This is a genomic window from Lysinibacillus sphaericus OT4b.31 (genome assembly GCF_000392615.1).
Classification (GTDB): Bacteria; Bacillota; Bacilli; order Bacillales_A; family Planococcaceae; genus Lysinibacillus; species Lysinibacillus sphaericus_B.
Window position 1 is genome coordinate 3,483,642 of sequence record NZ_KB933398.1, and the last position, 24,995, is coordinate 3,508,636.

The 24,995-nt window shown below is 37.2% G+C and carries 23 protein-coding genes and 1 riboswitch; of the genes, 8 read left to right on the forward strand and 15 right to left on the reverse strand.

Translation table 11 applies throughout. The features are described from left to right. Positions 1–50: 50 nt before the first annotated feature. Both H131_RS16045 and H131_RS16050 read right to left on the reverse strand, forming a co-directional pair. Positions 51–1,358, reverse strand: a complete 1,308-nt coding sequence (locus H131_RS16045) for a DRTGG domain-containing protein (protein WP_010860190.1) — start codon at positions 1,356–1,358, stop codon at positions 51–53. Positions 1,359–1,511: 153 nt separating this feature from the next. Further along, a complete protein-coding gene (locus H131_RS16050) occupies positions 1,512–2,195 on the reverse strand; it encodes a metal-dependent hydrolase (RefSeq protein WP_010860191.1) in 684 nt (227 codons plus the stop codon). A gap of 126 nt (positions 2,196–2,321) precedes the next feature. On the opposite strand from H131_RS16050, the gene H131_RS16055 reads away from it, so the two are divergent. Beyond that, entirely contained in the window at positions 2,322–3,410 is a 1,089-nt protein-coding gene (locus H131_RS16055) for a M24 family metallopeptidase (RefSeq protein ID WP_010860192.1), read from the forward strand. A gap of 220 nt (positions 3,411–3,630) precedes the next feature. On the opposite strand, the gene ald is transcribed toward H131_RS16055, so the two are convergent. Continuing rightward, positions 3,631–4,752 carry an alanine dehydrogenase gene (ald, locus tag H131_RS16060; protein WP_036130650.1) on the reverse strand — a complete coding sequence of 374 codons (1,122 nt, stop codon included), beginning with the start codon at positions 4,750–4,752 and terminating at the stop codon, positions 3,631–3,633. 300 nt (positions 4,753–5,052) lie between these two features. Here ald and H131_RS16065 point away from each other — a divergent pair, with 300 nt between their 5' ends. Beyond that, a complete protein-coding gene (locus tag H131_RS16065; protein WP_010860194.1) occupies positions 5,053–5,514 on the forward strand; it encodes a universal stress protein in 462 nt (153 codons plus the stop codon). Positions 5,515–5,584: 70 nt separating this feature from the next. Here the strand turns inward: H131_RS16065 and H131_RS16070 are convergent, their stop codons facing one another. From H131_RS16070 to mbcS, 5 genes are all read right to left on the reverse strand, one after another. Next, positions 5,585–6,514 carry a class I SAM-dependent methyltransferase gene (locus H131_RS16070; protein WP_010860195.1) on the reverse strand — a complete coding sequence of 310 codons (930 nt, stop codon included), beginning with the start codon at positions 6,512–6,514 and terminating at the stop codon, positions 5,585–5,587. Positions 6,515–6,604: 90 nt separating this feature from the next. Then, the gene (tpx, locus tag H131_RS16075; RefSeq protein WP_010860196.1) at positions 6,605–7,108 is read right to left on the reverse strand and encodes a thiol peroxidase; all 504 of its coding nucleotides are present in this window, start codon (positions 7,106–7,108) and stop codon (positions 6,605–6,607) included. 281 nt (positions 7,109–7,389) lie between these two features. Further along, positions 7,390–8,001, reverse strand: coding sequence for an RDD family protein (locus H131_RS16080; protein WP_010860197.1), 612 nt, complete (start codon positions 7,999–8,001; stop codon positions 7,390–7,392). Between the two features lie 12 nt (positions 8,002–8,013). Continuing rightward, positions 8,014–9,027 carry a signal peptide peptidase SppA gene (sppA, locus tag H131_RS16085; protein ID WP_010860198.1) on the reverse strand — a complete coding sequence of 338 codons (1,014 nt, stop codon included), beginning with the start codon at positions 9,025–9,027 and terminating at the stop codon, positions 8,014–8,016. A 166-nt stretch (positions 9,028–9,193) separates the two neighbouring features. Continuing rightward, the gene (gene mbcS, locus H131_RS16090; RefSeq protein ID WP_010860199.1) at positions 9,194–10,795 is read right to left on the reverse strand and encodes an acyl-CoA synthetase MbcS; all 1,602 of its coding nucleotides are present in this window, start codon (positions 10,793–10,795) and stop codon (positions 9,194–9,196) included. Between the two features lie 190 nt (positions 10,796–10,985). After that, a riboswitch (TPP riboswitch) is annotated at positions 10,986–11,084 on the forward strand. Between the two features lie 87 nt (positions 11,085–11,171). Here mbcS and thiM point away from each other — a divergent pair. From thiM to thiE, 3 genes are read left to right on the forward strand one after another with little or no spacing between them, the layout of a single operon-like run. Further along, positions 11,172–11,927: a hydroxyethylthiazole kinase gene (gene thiM / locus H131_RS16095; RefSeq protein ID WP_010860200.1), complete on the forward strand. Its 756-nt coding sequence runs from the start codon at positions 11,172–11,174 to the stop codon at positions 11,925–11,927. After that, positions 11,927–12,751: a bifunctional hydroxymethylpyrimidine kinase/phosphomethylpyrimidine kinase gene (thiD, locus tag H131_RS16100; RefSeq protein ID WP_010860201.1), complete on the forward strand. Its 825-nt coding sequence runs from the start codon at positions 11,927–11,929 to the stop codon at positions 12,749–12,751. The genes thiM and thiD overlap by 1 nt, the downstream gene beginning before the upstream one ends. Further along, the gene (thiE, locus tag H131_RS16105; RefSeq protein ID WP_010860202.1) at positions 12,741–13,385 is read left to right on the forward strand and encodes a thiamine phosphate synthase; all 645 of its coding nucleotides are present in this window, start codon (positions 12,741–12,743) and stop codon (positions 13,383–13,385) included. The genes thiD and thiE overlap by 11 nt, the downstream gene beginning before the upstream one ends. 78 nt (positions 13,386–13,463) lie before the next feature. Here the strand turns inward: thiE and H131_RS16110 are convergent, their stop codons facing one another. The 4 genes from H131_RS16110 to ezrA all read right to left on the reverse strand — a co-directional run bounded on the left by H131_RS16110 (position 13,464) and on the right by ezrA (position 18,502). Next, complete coding sequence (locus tag H131_RS16110; protein ID WP_010860203.1) at positions 13,464–13,682, reverse strand: alpha/beta-type small acid-soluble spore protein; 219 nt, start codon at positions 13,680–13,682, stop codon at positions 13,464–13,466. Positions 13,683–13,880: 198 nt separating this feature from the next. Continuing rightward, positions 13,881–15,089 carry a tRNA uracil 4-sulfurtransferase ThiI gene (gene thiI, locus H131_RS16115; RefSeq protein ID WP_010860204.1) on the reverse strand — a complete coding sequence of 403 codons (1,209 nt, stop codon included), beginning with the start codon at positions 15,087–15,089 and terminating at the stop codon, positions 13,881–13,883. A gap of 5 nt (positions 15,090–15,094) precedes the next feature. After that, a complete protein-coding gene (locus tag H131_RS16120) occupies positions 15,095–16,246 on the reverse strand; it encodes a cysteine desulfurase family protein (protein ID WP_010860205.1) in 1,152 nt (383 codons plus the stop codon). A gap of 555 nt (positions 16,247–16,801) precedes the next feature. Then, a complete protein-coding gene (gene ezrA, locus H131_RS16125; RefSeq protein ID WP_010860206.1) occupies positions 16,802–18,502 on the reverse strand; it encodes a septation ring formation regulator EzrA in 1,701 nt (566 codons plus the stop codon). 198 nt (positions 18,503–18,700) lie between these two features. Between ezrA and hisJ the strand changes: the two genes are divergently transcribed. After that, a complete protein-coding gene (gene hisJ / locus H131_RS16130; protein WP_010860207.1) occupies positions 18,701–19,495 on the forward strand; it encodes a histidinol-phosphatase HisJ in 795 nt (264 codons plus the stop codon). Between the two features lie 24 nt (positions 19,496–19,519). Beyond that, positions 19,520–19,999 carry a GAF domain-containing protein gene (locus tag H131_RS16135; protein ID WP_010860208.1) on the forward strand — a complete coding sequence of 160 codons (480 nt, stop codon included), beginning with the start codon at positions 19,520–19,522 and terminating at the stop codon, positions 19,997–19,999. 94 nt (positions 20,000–20,093) lie between these two features. Here the strand turns inward: H131_RS16135 and H131_RS16140 are convergent, their stop codons facing one another. Next, positions 20,094–21,977: a sensor domain-containing diguanylate cyclase gene (locus tag H131_RS16140; protein ID WP_036130653.1), complete on the reverse strand. Its 1,884-nt coding sequence runs from the start codon at positions 21,975–21,977 to the stop codon at positions 20,094–20,096. 470 nt (positions 21,978–22,447) lie between these two features. Here H131_RS16140 and rpsD point away from each other — a divergent pair, with 470 nt between their 5' ends. Then, the gene (rpsD, locus tag H131_RS16145) at positions 22,448–23,050 is read left to right on the forward strand and encodes a 30S ribosomal protein S4 (RefSeq protein ID WP_010860210.1); all 603 of its coding nucleotides are present in this window, start codon (positions 22,448–22,450) and stop codon (positions 23,048–23,050) included. A 95-nt stretch (positions 23,051–23,145) separates the two neighbouring features. Here rpsD and H131_RS16150 read toward each other — a convergent pair whose 3' ends face one another. Both H131_RS16150 and H131_RS16155 read right to left on the reverse strand, forming a co-directional pair. Beyond that, a complete protein-coding gene (locus H131_RS16150) occupies positions 23,146–24,342 on the reverse strand; it encodes an MFS transporter (RefSeq protein ID WP_010860211.1) in 1,197 nt (398 codons plus the stop codon). A gap of 90 nt (positions 24,343–24,432) precedes the next feature. Beyond that, positions 24,433–24,981, reverse strand: coding sequence for a MarR family winged helix-turn-helix transcriptional regulator (locus H131_RS16155; protein ID WP_010860212.1), 549 nt, complete (start codon positions 24,979–24,981; stop codon positions 24,433–24,435). Between the last annotated feature and the right edge of the window lie 14 nt (positions 24,982–24,995).

Sequence of the window (24,995 nt, forward strand, 5' to 3'; positions counted from 1 at the left end):
CATAAAGGGATGACCTAGTATTTGCGCTAGACCATCCCTTTTTTGTACACTTAACGCTCTAGTAGCTGGAACATCATCATTGCCTTACCAACAAGTACTTGATGATTAAATACTTCGAAGTCCATTTTAACGAACTTACGACTCATATCTAGAATTCGAGGTTTAACGGTAAGTGTGCTTTCCATTTGCACGGGCTTAATGAAATAAATCGTCATGTTCTCTGCCACTGCATCTCCACGCTTTCGACGCTTCAATGCAAACGAACCAACCTCTGCAAGTAGCGTTGTAAATGCTCCGTAGGAGATCGCCCCATATTGGTTTGTCATTTGTGGTGTCACTTTAAACTCAACGATTAAATTCTCATCGCCAAGTACCTTCATTTCATTCTTAACTAAATCATCAATTGTCTCTCCATGCTGTGGCTGTCTTTGTGCAAGTTGTAATGCCTTCAGCACATCTTGACGACTAATAACTCCTTGTAAGACGTTATCATCGTTAACAATTGGCAGTAGGTCAATGCCCTCCCAAATCATGCGGTGTCCTGCCGAAGCAACACTCATCTTCATGGATCCAGCAATTGGATTTTTCGTCATGACCTTTTCAATTAGCTCATCTTCTTCCCTACCTATAACGTCTTTTACCGTTACCATGCCAATTAGCTTATTATTCATGGTTACGACAGGGAATGCACCATGCGTCGTACGCTCATTCAGCTTATGGAAATGATGAATCGTTTCATCATTGCGAAGTACTGATGTATCTGTCATCGGTACATAAATATCCTCAATAAATAATATATCTTTTTTGATTAATTGGTCATAAATTGCGCGGTTAATCATTGTCGCTACGGTAAAAGTATCATAGCTCGTTGAAATTATCGGTAAATCTAATGAATCTGCCAGCTGTTTGTTAGCCTCCGTTGTATCAAAACCACCTGTGATTAACACAGCAGCACCTGCTCGCAACGCATTTTCATGTGCTCTTATACGGTTACCTACGATTAGTAAGCTCCCTGCATCTGTATAACGCATCATATCTTCTAATTGCATTGCTCCAATAACAAATTTTGTTAATGTTTTATGTAGACCTGTTTTACCACCTAAAACTTGGCCATCTACAATATTAACAATTTCTGCAAAAGTTAATCGCTCAATGTTTTCCTTCTTTTTCTTTTCAATACGAATCGTTCCGACACGTTCAATGGAGCTCACCAAACGGCGATTTTCGGCTTCCTTAATGGCACGGTATGCCGTTCCTTCACTCACTTGCATTTCTTTTGCAATTTGACGTACTGAAATTTTATCGCCCACGGGTAGTGACTCGATATATTGTAAAATCTTCTCATGTTTTGTAGACAAAATATCACCTATTTCTCAAGCAATCAATTCTGCTCTTAGTGTACCATATTTTTTATAAAAATATTGAGTATAAAGTGGTGAAATTGTTGAACTTTGCCCACCGTTTCAACTACGCACGTGGTGTCAATCTATATAGTACAGCGACGTCACAAATTAGAAACAGTTTACTTTTTCACCGGCTTTTAAAATTTGAACCTCTGCATTTTGAACTAAATCTGCAAAAATTTGAGGATCTTGTTCGATTGGAGGAAATGTATTGTAATGCACCGGTACGACAATTTTCGGCTTTAAAAACGACACGGCACAAGCCGCATCCTCTGGCCCCATTGTAAAATTGTCACCTATTGGTAAAAACGCCACATCAATTGGATGTCTTTCGCCAATCAGTTTCATATCGCTAAATAATGCCGTATCACCTGCATGATAGATCGTTATACCTTCGATAAATAGTAAGATTCCAGCTGGCATACCCATATAAATAATTTCATTATTTTCAGTTGTATAGGAGGAGCCATGGAAAGCTTGTGTAAATTTCACTTTACCGAAATCAAATTCTTTCGCACCGCCAATATGCATTGGATGCGCTTTTACGCCTTGCCATGAAATCCAGTTTGCCAGCTCATTTGGTGCAATGACAAGCGCATCTTTTTTTCGTGCAAGCTCTACCGTATCGCCCACATGGTCATTATGTCCATGTGTAAGTAAAATAATATCCGGTGCTTCCTCAGAAACCTGCAAATCAGTTTGTCCATTTCCATTAATGAAAGGATCAATTAATATCGTCTTACCATTTGATTGAATTTTGACAACAGAATGTCCATGATAACTTATTTCCATTTGTCATTCCTCCTTGCATTACATTTTTTGCTTCATCATATTAATTCGCTACCCATGCGCTTTTTCCCTTTTTTTGATATGCTTGTACAGGATAAAACTATAGAGAAATATGAGGAGGAAATGATAATGTCGAAGGTTGAGGAAATTCAAAATTATTTACAACAAAATCAAATTGATGCTGCTTTTGTAACGACACCAGATAATGTTTTTTACGTTTCAGGTTTTAAAAGCAATCCCCATGAAAGATTACTAGGTGTGATGATTTTTAAAGAGTCGGAGCCCTTTTTAATTTGTCCTCAAATGGAGATGCCAGATGCAAAGGATGCCGGTTGGCCATATGAAGTAATTGGTCACCAAGATACGGAAAATGCTATGGAAATACTTGCTCAAGCTATCAAAGCTCGAAATGGAGATCCATCTACATGTGCAATTGAAAAATCGCAGCTCATAGTAGAACGTTTAGAAGCTTTACAGCATTCATTTCCACAGGCAAGTTTTGTTCGCCTTGACGAGCAAATTAATGCAATGCGCGTTATCAAAGATGAAGATGAGTTAGATAAATTAAGAAAAGCTGCTGAACTAGCAGATTATGCTATTGAAGTTGGCTGCAAAGAGATTGCTGAAGGTAAAACAGAAATGGAGATTTTAACTGCCATTGAAAGTGCGATTCAAGAAAAGGGTTGTAAGATGGCCTTTGAAACAATGGTATTAAGTGGCCCTAAAACTGCTTCCCCTCACGGTAAACCAGGTGCCCGCAAAGTAGAAAAAGGCGATATGGTATTATTCGACCTTGGTGTTATTTACGAGGGGTATTGCTCTGATATTACACGTACTGTTTCTTTTGGCCAACCTACGGATGCACAGAAGGAAATATATAATGCAGTACTAGCAGCTAATAACAATGCGATTGCAGCCGTAAAACCAGGTGTTCGCGCAATGGACTTAGATAAAATTGCACGTGATACCATTACTGACGCTGGCTACGGACAATATTTTACGCATCGTCTAGGTCATGGACTTGGCATTTCTGTACACGAATTCCCTTCTGTTACAGGTGCTAACGATATGACGATGGAGCAAGGTATGGTATTCACTATTGAGCCAGGTATTTACAAGTCTGATGTAACAGGTGTTCGCATCGAAGACGATGTCGTTGTCACAAATGATGGCGTAGAAGTGCTAACAAAATTCCCAAAAGAATTAATTGTTCTGTAGCGTATAATTTTAATGGCAATGTCATAAAGAATAATTGATTTATGAAGCGCGACAGGACGTAGGGCTGTTGATGGGGCTTTACCTTCAACTTAAGTTAATGCCGATAAAACAAATAAAGGAAGCATCCATTTGCCAATGGTGCTTCCCTTTTTATGTTATACAAAAAGTCCACATGTTAAGAGCTGGAGACGCTAGTTCCACCGCTTAACTGCCACTTTAATTAGCTTAATGTCATTAAATCATCGACATGGATGTATGGTAATTCTTGTGCGTCTGCAACTGCTTTATACACAATATGCCCGTCAAATGTATTTAAACCTTTTTTCAGTGCTGGATTATCGATACATGCTTGCTTATAACCTTTATTCGCAATTTGCAATGCATATGGAATTGTATTATTTGTTAAAGCAATTGTTGATGTACGTGGTACAGCGCCTGGCATATTTGCTACTGCATAGTGCACAACGCCATGTTTAATATACGTAGGATCGTCATGTGTAGTTACACGATCAGACGATGCAAAAATTCCCCCTTGATCAATGGCAATATCAACCACTACAGAACCTGGTTGCATTGAAAGAATCATCTCCTCCGAAACAAGCTTTGGTGCCTTTGCTCCAGGAATTAGAACAGCTCCAATAACTAAATCCGAATTTTTCACTGATTCCGCAATATTATAAGGGTTTGACATTAATGTTTGAACTTCACGCCCAAATAAATCTTCTATTTGACGTAGACGCTCTGGACTTAAATCAATTACAGTTACATCTGCACCCATTCCAACAGCTATTTTTGCTGCATTTGTTCCAGCGATACCACCACCAATAACTGTAACTTTTCCACGAGGCACGCCCGATACGCCTCCTAGTAAAATCCCTTTACCACCATGATTTCTTTCTAAAAATTGTGCACCGATTTGTGTCGCCATTTTGCCAGCAACTTCACTCATTGGTGTTAGTAAAGGTAAAGAACCATTTGCTAACTGTACTGTTTCATAGGCAATACCTACAACTTTCTTATCTAAAAGTGCCTGCGTCAGCTCACGCTCCGGCGCTAAATGTAAATAAGTAAATAATATTTGGCCTTCATAAAAATAATCGAATTCCGCTGCTACAGGTTCTTTTACTTTTAAAATCATTTCCTGTGCCCATGCTTCTTTTGCAGTTGCAACAATGTGAGCTCCGGCAGCTAGGTAATCTGCATCTGTGAAGCTTGAGCCAAGACCAGCTCCTGCTTCGATGTACACTTCATGGCCTGCATGTGTTAATGTTACAACTCCTGCTGGTGTCATTGCTACACGATTTTCATTGTTTTTAATTTCTTTTGGAATACCAATCTTCATGTTTCCTGTCCCCTTCCGTAACCTTTGAAATAAGCATTGTTTCATCAATTCTGCATTAGCGTAATTGATACACCCCTTATGCACTTCCATCTTACCAAAAAAGTGCAAAAAATGCTTTAATTAATGCGGTTTCAAGTGAAATTTATAAGATTTTCATAATGCTGAATATTAAGATTTTTAAAAGTATATATAAATTTAGCAGTAAACGCCTTTAGTTTTTCACAATTTTTCCTTCGGAAAGTATTTCCTTTAGGAAATCATTTGGTATAATCAGAATATAAATATAGGGAGGTAATACAAATGGCTAATCATTATAAAAGCATTGTAGTTGCTGTAGACGGTTCAAAAGAAGCTGAATACGCTTTCCGTAAATCGATCGACGTTGCAAAACGTAACGAGGGTGCTGTATTAAATCTAGTAAATGTTATTGACACTCGTTCATTCGCTGCAATCGAAGCATATGACCGTTCAATTGCGGAACGCGCACAAGCATTCTCTGAAGATTTACTAAACGGTTACAAAAAGCAAGCTGAAGAAGAAGGCTTAACAAATGTAAACCTTGTAATCGAATACGGTTCTCCAAAAAATATTATCACAAAAGAGCTTTCTAACATCGTGGATGCAGACTTAATCATCTGTGGTGCTACTGGTCTTAACGCTGTAGAACGTTTCCTAATCGGTTCTGTTTCTGAAGCAATTGTACGTTCAGCTAAATGTGATGTACTTGTAATCCGTACACCAGAACGCTCTCCAGAAGCTTAATGAAGTAATACATAAAAAGGTATCCAAAACACTTGGATACCTTTTTTATTTTAGAATTTACTATATATTATTATTTACCTTCTAGCCACATCTTCACTTTCTCAAAGAACATAGCAAGTGCTTGTTTATTTTGCATATTTGGCACCTTCGCAAGTAACACTTCTTTTGGCGCTTTATAATTCATACCTTGTTTTTGTAAAATAACAATGCTTTTTTCAAGTGCTTTATTGGCAAACATGGTATCTGGTAATTGGATAATAGCCTGGATCCATGCATGTTTTTGAATATACTTATGCAACTGCTTTGATTGCTCAGATTCAAAAAGATGAGTTGGCGCTAGGAAAAATAAATAACCGCCGTCCTTCGTATAGTTAACAGACTGTTCAATGAATAAATGGTGTGCATAGCTCATTCCTTCGGTTGCACACAATTCATAATCCAATGCCACATCATCATTTGGATAGTAACCAACTGGTAAATCACAAACAATCGCATCTACGGGATCTACTAATAAATCTTGCAGTGCATCTTGTCGGAATAGGGATACGGGTTGTTCTATTAAATCTGCCGTTGCTGCCGCTAAACGGATCAGTAACTCATCAACCTCTACCCCAGAAGCCTCTATTTTACCATCCAGTAAGTTCATAACAGTCAATAGTAAATTGCCTGTACCAACAGCTGGATCCATTATAGAGAGTTTTCCTTTTTCGAAACGCTCAGCAAAAATTTGCTCAACAAAATGGCCTACTAATAAGCCCAACGTATCTGGCGTCATTTGATGATTTGGCTGGGAGCCTTTCCGCATTCCCTTTAAGATGGCAATTTGAATTGCTTTCCGCACATCTTCTTTCGTTGTATCTTCCTGTGAGAAATCAACTTCCCCATCTAGCCATGCCTCTAAACCATCCAGCATGCCCTCTAATAGTGTTGTATTTTGTTCTTTTTCTAGCTTTTCAGCATGCTCATTCAGCAATGCAAATAATTTCTCGATCTTTTCCATACAAAACTTCCTTTCACGCAGAAAGGAGCCGTGACAACAAACTTGTCACAGCTCCTTTGTCTAGTATTATCTTAGCCTAAAAGAAGCGGATTACGCTAGTGCTTTTACAGCGGCAATCGCTGCTTCATAGTTAGGATGGTCTGTAGCTTCTGGGACATATTCCACATATGTTACTTTACCAGCTGCATCCACTACAAATACTGCACGTGTTAAAAGTCGTAATTCTTGAATGTACACGCCATATGCTTCACCAAATGAAAGATCACGGTGATCAGAAACTGTTTGAACAGCATCGATGCCTGCAGCACCACACCAGCGTTTTTGCGCAAATGGAAGATCCACGGATACAGTGTAAATAACTACATTATCGCCTAAGTTTGCTGCTGCTTCATTAAAACGACGTGTTTGCGCATCGCATACACCTGTATCTAATGATGGGACAACACTAAATAAACGAATTTTCCCTTCTGAATCCTTTAAAGAAACAGGTGATAAGTCGTTTGCTAATACAGTGAAAGCTGGTGCTTGGTCTCCAACCTTTACTTCGTTCCCTACTAGTGTTACTGGACCATTTTTAAATGTTACTTGTGCCATAATAAACGCCTCCTTCATCATATGTACATAATATTACTAAATGTGGGGAATTAAATGCAACTGAGACAGCTTAAACTGAAAAATGATCTTTCTGGAGACCTCATGTTTTTCTAATAGTTTCATTGCTTATTTATTTCGCAGTAGATATTGAAACGTTTTATCAATTCATACTTGGATACTCACCTACACTCTGCGTCTGTCCATGTCCGCTCGGGTACAACATATCATGTTGACTTAACAAATAGAAAGGCTGTCTCATTTTTTGTGAGACAGCCCAACCATCAATCTTCTATTTTTTCTTCTAGCGTTTGCTCCAGCTTTTCAGGCTCAGTGTCTTTCTTGGGAAGAGGTAAAGCTGTAGGCTCTTCTTTTTTTTCTACATAGATTTTTTCATGGACAACAGTGGTTTCCGCAAAAAAATCATGTAAGCCTTGATTGTCTGGCAAAATAGCTACAAAAATATACAGTGGCATAAAGATATTACTAATAAAACGGCCAATCCAATCTCGGAAAAGGACATCTGACCATGTTAACTTATCATGTTTTAATGATACCACACGCAAACCACAAGCCATTTTCCCTAAAGTTTGCCCGAAAAATTTTGTCATCAATACAAAATAGCCATAATAGATAATGGCTGAAATAATAGAAATGGGCGCATACCATACTGTTTCTGACAACGACCAATCCATTAAGTAAAAAATCGGGTTTACAAGTATTCCCCCAACAGCTGTTATAAGCAGTCCATCCAATAAGAATGCCCAAAAACGTACCCAAAAGCCAGCTGTTTTTAATGCATAGTGTCTAGTTTCTAAAACAGTTTCTGTCTTATTAGAGAGAGATCCTGGTTCAAAAGAGGGTTGCCCTAGTATAACGAATTCATTATTTGTCATGGTACACCCTCCTTAGTATTCGCCGTATAAGTACATCATTTTTGGCGCTTTATAGTCAGCCATAATCTTCATCAGCATTTTTTCCTCAGCAGACGGGCCAAACATTGAACCAATCTTCATGCCAACGTAAGACTGCCAGCCACCCATATCGTATGTGTATTCAAACAGTGCTGCATCCTCTAAACCATAATCAGCACGTAAAGCTGCAATCGTTGCTTCCTCATCGCCAATTTCATCGATTAGGCCAGCTTCAAGTGCCTTTGTTCCTCCAAGAATACGACCATCCGCTACCTTTTTAACATCTGCTTCAGACATATTACGACCTTTTTCAACTATATCAACGAATTCTTCGTAGGTTTCATTAATCATATCTTGCATCATAATACGTTCTTCTTCTGTAACATCGCGCATCGGGCTTAACATGTCTTTATGTTCGCCTGATTTAAATGTCTGAAATTTTACGCCTACTTTTTCAGCTAGCTCTTGGTAATTGATTGACTGCATGATGACACCAATAGAGCCAGTTATCGTATCACGATGTGCGAAAATTTTATCTGCAGGTGCGGCAATATAATAACCGCCTGAAGCTGCCATCGAATCCATAGATACATAAATTGGAATTTGACGTTCTTCTTTAATTTTTAATAGCTTTTTATAAATTTCTGCTGATTCTTTGACACCACCACCTGGTGAATTAACGCTTAAAACAACTGCTTTTACTGTGTCATCATATAAAATATTGTCTAATTGCTCTAAGAAAAACTGGTGATCATATGCCACCGGTTGCCATAATGAGCTAGATCCAATATCTTGAATCGCACCATCGACTTTTAAGTACGCAATCCTTTTATTAAAATCTTCTCCTTCAATCACCGTTTCAAATACCTCTAAATTATTGCCAGCCATTAGGCTGTCAAAGTTACCAAAGAAATCTGCTTTAAATATTGCAAATATGGTATTAATACCTAGTGAAACAAATAATAATACACCTGCAATAACTAAGGCTACCCACCTTTTAACATTCATGTCTTTCCGCCTCCTCAACACGTTATACGTCCCAACGTCTAAAATGTTTCACTTTTTTGCAATATTATGCAAAAATTTTATCTTATAAATTTCCCCATAAATAATATCCTTTACACATTAAAAAAATCAAAGTTCATACTATAAAAATGAACCTTGATTTTCGACATTATTTCCTAGGAAATGATTGCTGAGTATACCGATACTTTTCTTGTTGACGTAGTTCGACACGACGAATTTTACCAGAAGCAGTCTTTGGTAACTCCTCTACAAATTCAATCGCACGTGGATACTTGTAGGGCGCTGTTAACGTTTTTACGTGGTCTTGTAGTTCTTCAATAAGTGATTCATGGGCTATTTGCCCATCATGTAATACAACAAATGCCTTTACAATATTCCCTCTTACTTCATCCGGACTCGCTACCACTGCGACCTCTTTCACCTGTTGATGCTTCATCAAAGCATCTTCCACCTCAAATGGCCCAATTGTGTAGCCTGAAGAAATAATTACGTCATCACCGCGTCCTTCAAACCAATAATAACCATCTTTATCTTTATATGCACGGTCTCCAGTGATATACCAATCACCTCGGAATTGTAAGCTTGTTCGTTCTGGATCTTTAAAATACTTTTTAAATAATGCCGGCGTTTCACGATGGACTGCTATATCACCAACGACACCTTCTGCAACTGGGTTGCCAAAATCATCAATAATAGCTACAGTATTTCCTGGCGTTGGTTTACCCATGGAGCCGACACGTGCTTCCATACCTACCATTGTCCCAACAAGTAATGTATTTTCAGTTTGACCATAGCCATCACGTACTTGTAATTTAAAGTTTTGCAAGAATATTTTCATAACCTCACTATTCAACGGTTCTCCTGCAGATACAGCTTGGCGAATTCCACTCAAATTAAAGTCATGTAAATTTTCAAGTGCCGCCATAAACCGATATTCTGTTGGCGTACAGCACAGCACGTTGATTTCAAATTTTTCAAGTAATGATAAATAAGTTGCTGCATTAAATTTCCCCTTGTATACAAAAGCTGTTGCACCACTTCCTAACGTTGCAAGGAATGGACTCCAAATCCATTTTTGCCATCCTGGTGCTGCAGTAGCCCATACAATATCATTTTCCTGAACACCTAACCAATTTGGTGCTGTTGTCCGTAAATGTGCGTACCCCCAGCTATGCGTATGAACAGCAGCCTTTGGATTACCTGTTGTACCACTTGTATAAGCAAGAAATGCAATATCAGTACTCTTCGTTGGCGTAGAGCTTGTATAAGTAGTTGGCTGATTCTCCATTTGTTCTAGCAGTGGTTGCCACGGAGCATGTGCACGACCTATGACAAACTGCTGTACGTCCTCTAAATTTGCTACCTCATCAAATTGCTCAATATACGGTTCATATGCAATAACAGCCTTTGCATCAGCATGTGTGATTCGATAGTCTATATCCTTTGCACGTAACATCTCAGAGCTTGGAATAATCGTCAAACCAGCCTTTAATGCTGCAATATAAACAATGTATGCCTCAACGGACCTCGGCACCATAACTAACAGTACATCTCCTTTTACTAATCCTTGAGATGTTAATACATGTGCTGCCTGATTTGCCTTTTCAAGTAGACTTTTATATGTAATATATTGTATTTCTTCGTTTTCGTTATAAACTATTAAAGCATTTTTAGTTGGATCCTGTGCATACTTTTCAAGTTCTTCTGCAATGTTATACCACTCTGGTGCGAGTAATTCTTGTCTTTTCATGGCATATGCCCCCTTCGCTATGCTCATTATAAAACTCATTTTTCATGATTTTCAATGGAAGGAGCCTTATTTTTAAAAAGTCATGACAACTATCATGCTTCTATATATGGCATCAGTCACTGCTTTTCCTATAATGAAAACTCGCTATTGTACACCGTGAAAAAGTATGGTACATTTTGGTCAACTAAAATCATGATTGCGGGGGGACTCGTCCTGAGTTGAGAAGGTAAAACCTGACCCTTTGAACCTGTTAGTTAATACTGACGTAGGGAGCAATACATCTTGTTATTGATGAAAAGCTCTTTTCACGTGGATTCCTTGCACGAAAAAGAGTTTTTTTGCATGCTTACGTCCATCCAAAAAAGGAGGACTTACAATGATTTTACAAACAATCCGTAAACAAAAGCCACTCATTCACTGTATAACCAATTATGTTGTGGCAAACTTTCAAGCAAATGGCTTATTGGCAATTGGTGCTTCTCCTGTAATGGCCGATGAAGTCGATGAAGTCGATGAAATGGTAAAGATTGCTTCTGCGCTATTATTAAATACTGGTACGATAAATAACCGTACTAGAGAATCTATGTTACGTGCTGGGAAAATGGCTAATACACTTGACATCCCGGTTGTTTTAGATCCCGTTGGTGCTGGGGCAACTACTTTTCGAAAAAAAACAGTCCATCAACTATTAGCCGAAGTTAATTTTGCTGTTATTCGTTGCAATATGGGCGAGCTTGCAGCTATTGCAAATGTGAGTTGGCAGCAAAAAGGCGTGGACAGTGGCAGCGGATCAATTTGCATTGAAGAGGAAGCAAAGCAAATAGCTCAACGCTATGATTGTATTGTTATTGTGACCGGTGAAAAAGATTTTATAACCGATGGGGAACAGATGCAATGGATTGTAGGTGGCCATTATCAAATGACAGAAGTCACAGGGACAGGCTGCCTATTAAGCGCCATCTGTGCCGCAGCTTATGTTGCACATAACGAGCCATTTACACAATTAGTAGGCACTTTATTGGCTTATAAAAAACTAGCTGAACAGGCTGCCTGCTCGACACAAAATATTGGTGATTTTCAAATAGCGGTCTTAAATGAGTTACATCGTCTGTCAAAGGACGGTGAAAAGTAATGCGTATCGTGACTACAATTGCAGGCTCTGATAGCGGCGGTGGTGCAGGAATTCAAGCAGATTTAAAAACATTTCAAGAATTAAAGGTGTTTGGCACTTCAGTTATTACAGCATTAACTGCACAAAATACATTAGGTGTGTCAGGTGTTTTACCAATTGAAACAAGCTTTATTGAGAAACAATTTTATGCACTATTAGAGGATTTTCCGATTAGCGCTATCAAAACAGGAATGCTTTTTTCCGCTGATATTATTCAAGCAATCGCAAACATGATGACTAACTTAGATATCCCACTTATTATAGATCCTGTAATGATTGCCAAAGGTGGCGAAAGCTTATTGCAACGGGAGGCAATGCAGGCAATGCGATGTTATTTATTGCCATTAGCAACTGTTATTACGCCAAACATACCTGAAGCAGAAGTATTAACGGGAAGAAAAATCGATAATTTTACATCCATTAGCCAAGCTGCTCAAACACTTTTACAACTAGGCACACAATGTGTTGTCATTAAAGGTGGACATTTAGCTGACATAAATTTTTCGACTGATTATGTATTTTTTAAAGATGGTCGAACATTTTCCATGCAAACGACACGTATTGCAACGAAAAATACTCACGGCACGGGCTGCACATTCTCTGCTGCATTAACAGCTTTTATTGGATGTAAAGTACCTATAGATACAGCTATAGTTGAAGCAAAAAAATTTATTCAACTCGCCATTACACATGATTTATCTATTGGCAATGGGCATGGTCCGACGAATCATTTCGCCTACCATAAATTTAAAGATTCTTGTGAGGTAACGATTCATGAAATGTAATGATTTACAGCTTTATTTTATTATGGGTTCGACAAACGTTCATAAGCGCCGTCCATTAGAAGTGCTTGAAGAAGCACTACAATCAGGCATTACTATGTTTCAATTTCGCGAAAAGGGTCCAGGTGCATTAACTGGCCAGGCTTATGAAATTTTTGCTCAAAGTTGTCAAAAGCTTTGCAAACAGTGTCATATTCCGTTTATCGTCAATGATGATATCGAGCTTGCTTTAAAACTTGGTGCTGATGGCATCCATGTTGGGCAAGATGACTTTCCTGTTGCGGTTATCCGAGAAAAAATCGGAAAAATGTTGCTTGGTGTGTCTGTTCATACAATAGAAGAAGTGCACACTGCTATACAGTACGAAGCTGATTATGTAGGTATTGGTCCTATTTTTACAACTACTTCAAAAAGTGATGCCAAACCACCATGCGGTACTGAATTTTTACAACAAGTTCGTACTGAACTTCCTGAATTGCCTATAGTAGCAATTGGCGGAATTGATGAGTCCAATGCACAGAAAGTTTTTAAAGCGGGTGCGAATGGTATTGCTGTTATTTCTACTATTTGTGAAAGTGTTAATATACAACATACTGTAGCCACTTTGAAATCGTTTCAATGCAATAGTACGGGATAAAAACAGTAAATTTAAACAAACTAAAACCAGTGCCTTTTACGGTCACTGGTTTTAAGTTTATAAATGCTTATTCTGCATTTATTGGTTGTTGTTTGGCATACCTTTTAATTGAGATTCTGCCATTTGTACAAGACGTTTAGTGATTTCACCACCAACGGAACCGTTGGCACGAGCTGAAGCGTCAGCTCCTAATTGAACACCAAATTCTTGTGCAATTTCGTATTTCATTTGATCTAGTGCTTGTTGTACACCAGGTACTGCAAGCTTGTTTGAACTGCGGTTGTTGTTGTTTGTCATGTTTCTCACCTCCTTGTGAATATAGAATGTGCGTTATTTGTTTTTTAATACAAAAATTTTATAGGTAAAATGTAACTGCAAAGGAAACCAATTAGCAATTAAATAAAAACCGCCTCAAAATAGAATTTTGAGACGGTTTCTTTCCTATATATATAACAAATTTAAGTTCGTTTAAACAGCATAACAATTGAAGTTTTTTTATAAAAGATCTACAAATTTATCAGCAGGTTGTTCTTTTTTCGGGAAAATATAGACCTCACGATTTTTTACAGCGCGATCGATTAGTTCGTCGAAATCAGAAAAGCTTTCGTAATGCTCGACTTTTTCAAGCTTTGGTTTAGTTTTTGGACTAGCGGGCGTGAAAATTGTACAGCAGTCTTCAAAAGGTTGTATTGATGTTTCGTATGTTCCAATTTTTTCAGCAATTTCAATTATCTCTAATTTATCATTCGAAATTAGCGGACGTAAAATCGGTGTATTAGTTACAGCATTTATAGCGGTTAAGCTTTCAAGTGTTTGACTTGCTACTTGCCCAAGACTTTCACCCGTAACAATCGCAAGTGCATCAATTTCTTCACGGACTTTGTCAGCAACCTTTAACATCATACGGCGTGTTGTTGTCATCGACACATTAGATGGCACTTTTTCTTTAATAAGTACTTGGATTTCGGTAAAAGGAATAACATGTAGACGAATATTCGCCCCAAATTTCGTTAATTCATTGGCAAGTACTTTTACTTTTTCCAATGAATTTTGACTTGTATACGGCGGACTAAAGAAATGAATGGCTTCTAAACGGACTCCACGTTTCAACATTAAATATCCTGCAACCGGGCTATCAATACCACCTGAAAGCATTAATAATGATTTACCATTAGAGCCAACTGGCATGCCACCAGCACCCGGAATAACTTGTGCCATCATATAAGTTGCATCATGACGGACCTCAACACGAAGTTCTACATCTGGTTTTTTCACTTTTACTGATAAATTTTGATATTGAGGTAAGACATATCCACCAATTTCACGCTGAATGCCATGTGAATCTAATGGGAATGTTTTATCTGTACGCTTTACTTCAACTTTAAAAGTTAACTGTTCATGTTTAAATGTATCCATAATTGTAATTGCAAGTGATTTCATCGCCTCGATGTCTTTGTCACATGCAGCAACTGGACTGAATGATTGAATCCCAAAAATTTTCGGTAATCCATTTAGTAAAACGTTCATTTGTGCCTCGTCTTGTATAGCGATGAACATACGATCCCGTTCTGTACGTATGTGTAGATGACCTAAATCAGTAAATGCATGGCGAATATTTTCACGCAAGCGACGGATAAAATCCATCTTGTTGCGACCTTTTGTAGATAACTCACCATATCGAATTAATATTTCTTTCCAAATCATAAAGCTTATTCTCCTTTAAGTTCCATTAGTACTTCATGCAGTACTTGTTTAAATTGTGTAATGTCTTCATCCGCTATATATGCACCAAAGCTTACTCGAATTACACCTTTTTTAAAATGCTCATCAATATTTAACGCTTCTACAACATGACTCGTTTTTGTTTGCTTGGAAGAACATGCACTCGATGTTGACACAATAACGCCACGTTTCTGTAGTGCATTGATAATGACTTCACCTTTTAAGTCACGCACACTAAATGATAAGATATGTGACGCGCCATTTGGTGTCGATAAAATATGCACAGCCTCACCATATTCTTTTAACTCCGTACATATTTCATCTTGCCATGTACGATATTTTTTCGCACGTTCACTCATTGTTTCGATTGCAATACGAGCCGCCTTTGATAGTGCTACCGCTTGTGGGACAGCCACTGTGCCACTACGTAAGCCAAATTCTTGTCCTCCACCAAGTGCATACGGCTGCCATTGTATTTTTTTACGAAATGCTAATATGCCTGAACCTTTAAAACCATGAATTTTATGACCTGATATAGTAATACAATCCGGTCCTTCATCGTCATTAAATGTTATTGGTAATTTTCCAAAGCTTTGCACCGCATCCACATGAAAAGCGGCACGACTTGCTTCATGGACAATTTTTGCCGCTTCAAAAATCGGCTGAATGGCACCCATTTCGTTATTCACATGCATCATACTTACTAAAATAGTATCCTTGCGAACTTTTTCTCGCAATTCATCTAACGACACTACACCCGATTTATCGACGTGTAAATATTCTATTTCAAAGCCCTCTTTTTCAAGTTGCTTCACCGATTCTAACACAGATGGGTGTTCAATTTCTGTCGTCAAAATATGGTTACCTTTATGAGTATTGGCATGCGCTAAACCGAAAATAGCTGTATTATTTGATTCAGTACCTCCTGAAGTAAACAATACATTTTTCGCCTCAGTTTGCAAAATGTCTGCTACTTGTTCACGAGCACGCATTAATAATTCATTTGATTCTACACCCATTGCATGAATCGATGCAGGGTTGGCATAATACTGCTCATTCACTACCATAAATGCCTGCATCACTTCTTTATACGGTTTAGTTGTAGCGCTGTTATCTAAATATATTGTATTTACTTTCATCGTTATTCACACACTTTCAAAACGTTAATTTAACGGTATTTATTATAGTTCAAACTTGCTAATAAAACCATTAACTATTATTAGGTTACAAAAAATTTCCTATTAAATTATTTTTTGCTGATATCGCATTATTCCATTTGCTTGAGCTCTATCCTCCTCTTTCCTAATTCATTAGCCAAACTGAGGATAAAGCTCCTATGCCACGACTACGACCTTCATTAGCATGCCATTGCCGTAAATCTAGTTGTCTATTATAGCATAAGGCCTATTGGAATTATGTAACGTAATAATCCACAGTATTCATAATCCCATAATTATAATAAAAATAAGCTTATTAAACCTACTCTCATAAAAATCTGACAAAAAGCTAACCCCTTCTTCTTTGCCATTTATCAAAATCATGACTCTTTGCTAAATTTTACTTCAAGACTGCAATCTATAAAATTTTGGCTATCGTATATCCTAATTCTCATAAGAAAACCACCAACTTCAATCCAGTGTGGTGGTTACTCTTTTCAATATAATCATATTTATACTGTAAATATATATTTGTTATTAACGCGCAACTAAATCCTCTGCGACAATTTCTTGAATACGTTTTAAAGCACCTGGCTCCATTTCTTCAACAGCTGTCCCAGCCTCTTCAAGCGCTTTTGTATAACGGAACTGATGGAATGCTTCTTCTGCTTCTTTTAAACGTGTATTTAATTTTGGGTTTGTTGCTCGATGACGATTGCCATATTGAATAATACGTTCAATCAGCATAACATTCTCAATTAGTTCATGTGCCTTGGAATGAACATCCTCAACACAAAGTGTTGCAGCATTTAAGTTATTATGAACTGTTCCCATGTTGAGTGGTACTTCTTGTAAACTTTGCATCACAACATAAATGTGCTCAGCAGCCTCATCTAAACGTGCATCCATTTCTTCTGGAATACCTGGAATATTCGCTTTGTTTAACAGACGATCTGTATCCTGTAATGTTTTCTTCAGATTTTCTACTTGTGCACAAGCCTTATTTTCATCAATTCGAAGCTTTTTCATCGTATTCGATAAATGATCTTGCTCCTCATGAATACGTTCAAGCTCCTCACTTATTTCAATCAGTTCCTCCTGCAAACTTGAATAGGCAGATTTTTCCTCTGTAACACGCATTGCTAATAAATCGTAACGACGTTGGAGTGCTTCTAATTGTTTTAAAGCAGCTTTTGGGATTTCAGCATCCTTTTCGTTAAGATGATAGCTTTGTTGTACAAAAGTGGCTTCATCATTAACTAAGCGGGTCGAGCTAATAACATTTGTGATGGAACCTAATAATCGCTCACAATTTTGATCTACATAATTTTTTGCAATGACCTCTTTTTCAAGCAAATCATAAAAATGGTCAATTTCTTCATTTATTTCAACAACTCTCGGCTTTACAGAAGATAAATTAAGTTGAGCCAATTCATCTTTTAAATTGGCAAACTCCGTCTCAAGGTTGTCCAGTGCCTCTGCCAACTCTAAATGATGTAAATAATAAGATTTCTCTTCCATTTCACGTTGACCATTACGTAATTCTTGAACAGCACCTGGTAATTTCACTTGTAGTTCAGTCAAAATAGTTGGCACGTCATTAATATATTCAAATGTCTCTTGTGATTCATGATTCAAACCAATAACAATTTCACGTGCCTGCAAATAGTTACCGTCTCGAGTAAGCTCATCAAATTCTTCAAACTTTTGAACAAATACTTCTAGCTTCTGCTCAAGTGCCGGTAATGCAATCCCAAAAGAGTGTTGATGGGCAAGTAAAGTTTTACGTGCTGATCGATAATATTCTTTCAGTTGTTCAATTTCAATACGATTTTTTTCTTCGCTGCCAATTAATTCATTTAATTCTTCTAAAATTTTATCTTTGCTTTGTTCACACTTACGAACATAATCCTCAATTTCACGTTCAATCAACGTTGCTTTTTTAAAACGAAGATGATTGACTTGGTCCTCTGCATCGAATAGGAGTGAATCAATTTTTGTCATATGTACATCGATGACTTCATCCCAGCTATTGCGCCATCGTTCAAACATTTCTTCCGTTTCACCATTCATGTTTAATGATTTAACCTTAGAAATTTCCTCATTTATGGGATTATTTTGTATTTGTAATTTTTCATTTTCAAGTTGTTCAATAATTGCGGTATGTTTTCGTCGCATCATAAATCCTACTATGGCTAAAATTAATAGTAGGATAATTGGAATGATGATATACTCCATCGTAAGCCTCCTATTCTACAATATACGAATTGGCTAGTTGTATTTATTATATACTATGTTTTCCCCTTTTGTACTAAAATTTAAGTGATTTTCAGAAAAGTGTATTCACGCCCAACAGACAAGACGGCAACTCCTGTCCTTGAACGTACGGCGTTACTATCTAGACACAAGTCAAATAGCCAAAGGAGTGTATATTTTATGAAAAGAGACGGGCATATCCATAGCCCCTATTGTCCACATGGTACAACAGATGCATTTACGCTATATATCGAAAAAGCTATTGCTGAAAACTTTACGGATATTACGTTTACAGAACATGCTCCGTTACCGCCCGGCTTTGTCGACCCTACACCCGATAAGGATAGCGGCATGAATCCAGCGTATTTAGTACCCTATTTTGAAGATTTACAGCGATTACAAAATCAGTACGCGCAGGACATCCGGATTCGTATTGGGCTTGAAATTGACTATATTTTAGGCTTCGAGCAGCAAACACGTAGCTTCCTTGATACATATGGTCATTTTTTAGATGATGCTATTTTATCCGTTCATTTTTTAAAGTGGCGGGATAACTTTGTATGTATCGACTATTCAGCAGAGACCTTTAAAGATTTTTCAAAAAAGATTGGCTCCGTAGAACATGTCTATGATCTATATTATGATACTGTCCTTCAATCAATCCAAGCGAATTTAGGACAATACAAACCTAAACGTATTGGACATCCATCTCTCATTCATAAATTTCAATTAGCACACAATGTGAAAATTGATGATACAGCCCGGATTCAAAAGATCTTAGATTTAATGAAAAAAGAAGGGTACGAACTTGACCTGAATAGTGCTGGTTTAAGTAAAGCATATTGTCAAGAACCCTACCCACCATTTTCTTTAATTGACTATAGTAAGTCAATTGGGTTACCTTTTGTTTTTGGATCTGATGCGCATGCCGCAGTTGATTTACATCAACATTATAATGTTATATTTCCTAAATGAATAACTTTTAAACGAGGTGCTAGTATGTTTACACAAATAAATTACGAAGGTCCTATAATGGACCAATATAATGCATTAGCAAAGCAATTAGATGCACTACTCACTGGAGAAACGGATTGCATCGCTAATTTAAGTAACGCTTCCGCATTACTCAATCAATTTCTTACAAATATTAACTGGGTTGGTTTTTATATTTCACAAGGCGAAGAACTTGTATTAGGTCCATTCCAAGGCTTACCTGCTTGCGTTAGAATTCCTGCGGGTCGTGGTGTTTGCGGTACAGCCGTAGTGAAAAAAGAAACGATTGTCGTAAAAGATGTCCACGCATTTCCAGGACATATTGCCTGCGATGCTGCCTCCCAATCCGAAATTGTTATCCCTCTTCTGAAGGAAGGTAAAGTTCTAGGTGTGCTTGATATCGATAGCCCAATTACAAATCGCTTCTCTGTTGATGATCAAGTTGGCTTAGAGCAATTTGTCAAAACATTACTTACCCATCTATAAAGACTGTTGTAAATCGGAATATAAATATTAAAAATTGCCCTGAAATGTTGATTTTTTACATATCATTTCGGGGCAAATCTATAAATTTATTTTTTTATGCATTTGTTTGAAGGTAACGATCATGAATACAAAAACGATTTTTCCCACTGTTTTTGGCTTGGTATAGAGCTGTATCTGCATGTAAGAAAACCGATTGAAATGCTGGTCGATAATTTTGATCCCATGTTATGAGCCCTGCCGATATTGTTACTTGGGGATCTGTTGCGTCCGGAATCATTGCAACAATAGTCGATGCCAGTTCGATTGATTCTTTTTCATCAATATTTGGTACATAGACTGACATTTCCTCTCCACCCCAACGTGCACAAATCCCCTGTGTCCCGATCGTCTCAATTAACTTCATTGCAATTTGTACGAGAATTTTATCGCCAATTTGGTGGCCATAAGTATCGTTAATACGCTTAAAATTATCAATGTCGATAAGTAAAAACATACCCGATTGATCTTTTATAAGGGATTTTTCTACATAGTGATCTAAATAACTTCTGGCATATAGCTTTGTTAAATGATCCCTATCTACCATTTCCTGAAGCTGATTTCGTAAAATAGAGTTTGCAATCGCTAAAGATGAGTGATGGATCAAAGACTGCATTAACTTAAAGCTATCAAATGAAAAGAAATATGGTTCTTTGTGTAGTACGATACTAAAACCATTTATTTTTTCCTCCATCAAAATTGGGATGGCCATAATCGAACGATATTCAATTTGATTGGGCGTTAGTCGGCTAAAGTCGGCTATAAATAATGGGTCATTCGTATGTTCAAAATGTTGTTCAACATGTTTGATATACGTTTTCCCCTCCTCTAATTTAAATAAAGTTGTACTGGCATCCGTCACTTCAAAGGTATCCTTATTTTTAAAAGCGAAACATACTTCCATTGGTTGAAACGATTTCATTAACTGTTTTTGTAGAAAAAGCAACATTTCGTGAATATCAATCCGCATATTTAAACGATGTGATGTTTCATTAATAAGTTGTAAGTCACTTACGAGGCGATGCGATTGATGATATAATTTGGCATTTTCTAGTGCATTCCCGGATGCTTGCGCTAGCATTCGTACAAAGTCCTTTTCAGTCGTTGAGAAAAGATATGTCGGTGGTGCACTTACTTGTAAAATACCGTAAATAGCTTGCCTTCCTTTTATAGGTGCATTTAATAAACGACAATTCAGGTCACTTGCCAATTCAGTTGTCAAATCCCCTGATACAAAAGCCTCAATAGTAGCTGGTCTTTCAGATAAGTAATCAAAAAGCTTAATATCTATGGTCGTATGGCGGTCTTGATCATTCGATAGTATCAGTTCAACATTAAATTCCCGGAAATTATCCCTAATATTTTTCAGCACATTTTCTAAAATTAAATCTATGTCCATTGTTGAATGAAATAAATCAGTCATATTGTACAGTTTTCTATATTGGTCCTCATTTGATCTTACTTCTAAGTTCTCACTGAAAATCTGCAAAACATTCATAAGCATTTCTATACACTCTTCACCGTAATCAGAAGTCATAAAGTCAGTCCAAGCATCTGTTGCTTCCACAAGTAATATACCAATGGGATCTTTGCCCTCCGGTTGGAAAAGCACCATATCTGTCATCCTGTTATATACTTCTTTTTCTTTTAATATATAAGGGAGCTTTACCATTTTTTGTTGATAAAAGCTAGTTTCAATCATCAGCCATGACACAGCATTTAGTTTTGTTTCGATTGTTAACGTAGCTACTTCTTCTATAGGTATTAAACTATTACCTTCATAGCTAAGAAAAGCAGCATTTACAATTTTCAAGTGCTTCTTTAGACACTGCTTTAATGAATAAAAATACTCATTAAAACTGGTGAGTTCTCCATTCGAACTCACCCAAAAGCTCAAAACATCTGATTTTATATATTTTAGCGTTTGTAAATGGTCTGTCATGAAATCACCTTTTCTATATAACGTACAAATCAATTACTATTAACTTATGATATATTATACATAAATTGTGTCATTTTGACTATGTTATTCTGTTTCACTTTTTAAATTATACATATTATTACCTTATCATTAACTATTTTGAAATAGTGTGAAATCTATGAAAGGGAATTTCCTACTATTGTCCCTTTTCAAAAATAGCTATGCTAATAATTGACGTCTATGAAATAAGCAGTTACAATGAAGTTTGTGTAAAATAAACGCAGCAGTGGTATGATCTTAATATTGTATTTTATTCCTCTATTTTAAAGAGTATTACTAAACGGGTACTCTCCTAAGAAAATAGATGGTGTATTGCGTAACCTAACGGCTGCATAGGCGAAAATACATGAAAATAAAATGCGTTTAAGAATGGGTACTACTGGTTTTTGTTTTACAACAAACAAACCAAATTTAAAGGAGGAGACAACAATATGTCTCGTTATACAGGTCCATCTTGGAAATTATCACGTCGTCTTGGTATCTCACTAAGCGGTACTGGTAAAGAAATCGAAAAACGCCCTTACGCACCAGGTCAACACGGCCCGAACCAACGTAAAAAATTATCAGAGTACGGTTTACAATTACAAGAGAAACAAAAACTTCGTCATATGTATGGTATGACTGAACGTCAATTCCGTACTGTATTTGACCGCGCTGGTAAAATGAAAGGTGTTCACGGTGAAAACTTCATGATTCTTCTTGAAACTCGCCTTGACAACTTAGTTTACCGTTTAGGTTTAGCTCGCACTCGTCGTGGAGCTCGTCAATTAGTAAACCACGGTCACGTTATGGTAGACGGTAAACGCGTTGATATTCCATCATACAGCGTTAAAGCAGGTCAAACGATTTCTCTTCGTGAAAAATCTCAAAACCTATCTGTAGTTGGTGAAGCGATCGAAGTAAACAACTTCGTACCTGACTACTTAGCATTTGATGCAGACAAAAAAGAAGGTACATTCACTCGCCTTCCAGAACGTTCTGAACTATCTGCTGAAATCAACGAAGCATTCATCGTAGAGTTCTACTCTCGTTAATCAATTTGCTCTGCAAATAATGACGACAAAAGCCCTGAAATCCCTTGTATATCAAGGTTTCAGGGCTTTTTACATTACTTTCCTACAAGCACCATTCAATTCGAATTTTCTTTTTTCCCACTTTTAATCATTAGTACGGAAACCAATCCGATACTAAGTGTTGTAGCAAGAAGAATGAAAGCTACGGAAAAGCTACCAGATTGTATAAAATAAACAGATATGATAGGTGCAACACTTGTTCCAGCAAATAAAATTACCGTATACATAGAGACCGCAATACCACCCATGTTCCAGCCTAACTGACTAACAAGTGTCACTAATGAAGGAACAGCAAGAGCAATCCCGCTAACAAATAGAATACTAATTATAGTTAAACCAGGTATCGTTGAGATAAAGCTCATCATGGTTAGTGCAATAATCGAAAGAGACAAGGCCATTTTAAGTACAAAGAGTACATTAAAACGCTTTGCTAATTTCCCCGCGAAAGGTGACATGATCATCCCTAAAATTCCAAAAAAGCGAATGTAAATTAGATTCTGACTCTTCATACCAAAGGAAGTACTCGTTAGATATTCACCCAAAATAATGTACATACTGACAAAAGACATTAATAGAACGAACGCAATGATATAACTGAATATCAAATTTCTATTGGTGAAAATAATACTCATTCTCTTCATAGGCGCCCATATATTTTGGGTTTGGTTCTGAATCACTCCCTTTGGTAAGATCCACATGACTAGCAAAGCAGTCATAACATACACTACAGCAAGTACATAAAAGATGACGTGCCAATGACTATGTTCACTTACATACCCACTAAATACCTGACCGACTATACCAGCTACAAGAAATCCCGTGCTGATAAAACCAACTGCCCCAACTTTTCGATCATTCGGAAATACTTCAAGTGTATAAGCAAGTGCCACTGGTGAAAATGTAGCTGCCGCAAGTCCTTGTAATCCTCTTAATAGAAGAATGAAGGAAAAATCATTAACTAATCCTAGTAGCAACGTTATCACACTTAATGAAAAAAGCCCAAAAACAATCACATTTTTTCTCCCATATTTTTCTGATAACGCACCATAGAAAAAACACCCTAGTGCAAATCCTAGTGAAAAAACACTTGATGTAAAGCCTGCTTTGGACAATGAAATATTAAAATAATCACTGAAGAAACTAATAAGAGGTATTGTTAAATATAAACTCGACATCACCACCATACCCGTCCAGGATAAAATAGTCGTCATTAAAGAATAATTTGCGCGATTTCCCGAAATTTCAATGTTCATAAAATAAATCACCCTTTTAATTTGATTAGCTTATAGTTAGATAATCTAATTAAATGACTGAAAATTAAACTGTATCAACATAGCTACAGTTTAACGTTCCACCTTTAGTTTTCTTTGTATAGATGTTAATAATTTACTCACTAACTTCTCAAATACTTTTCGTTCATCAGGCTCCAAGTCAATCAAATTAGAAGCACATGACGACCAATAAGTCGGCAAAACTTCAGCAATAAAAGTACGCCCTTCATCAGTTAAACTCACATAAATTTTCCTCCGATCTTCTTTACTATGATTCCGTACAATAAGATTTCTCTTTTCTAGCCAATCAAGCATTGACGTTGCTGATGCTCTCGTAACCCCTAATCGTTTAGCTAAAGCAGACGGAGTCGCACGTCTCTCTTCATGCAGTGTCAGCAATAGTAATAAGTCTAATTTACTTTCTGTAATTCCGAAAGGAGCTAACTCATTGTCCGTTACATCTAGAACATAGTCACTTAGCCATAACAACATTAATCCCAATTTCGCATCCTCTTGATTTGTTTTACTTGAAGAGGATGTCTGAATCAGCTCAATATATGGCTCTACCCCTAACACTGGTAAATCATCTTCGTTCGTGTACGTTTTCTTAAGTTTTGTCATTGAATCACCTTTTA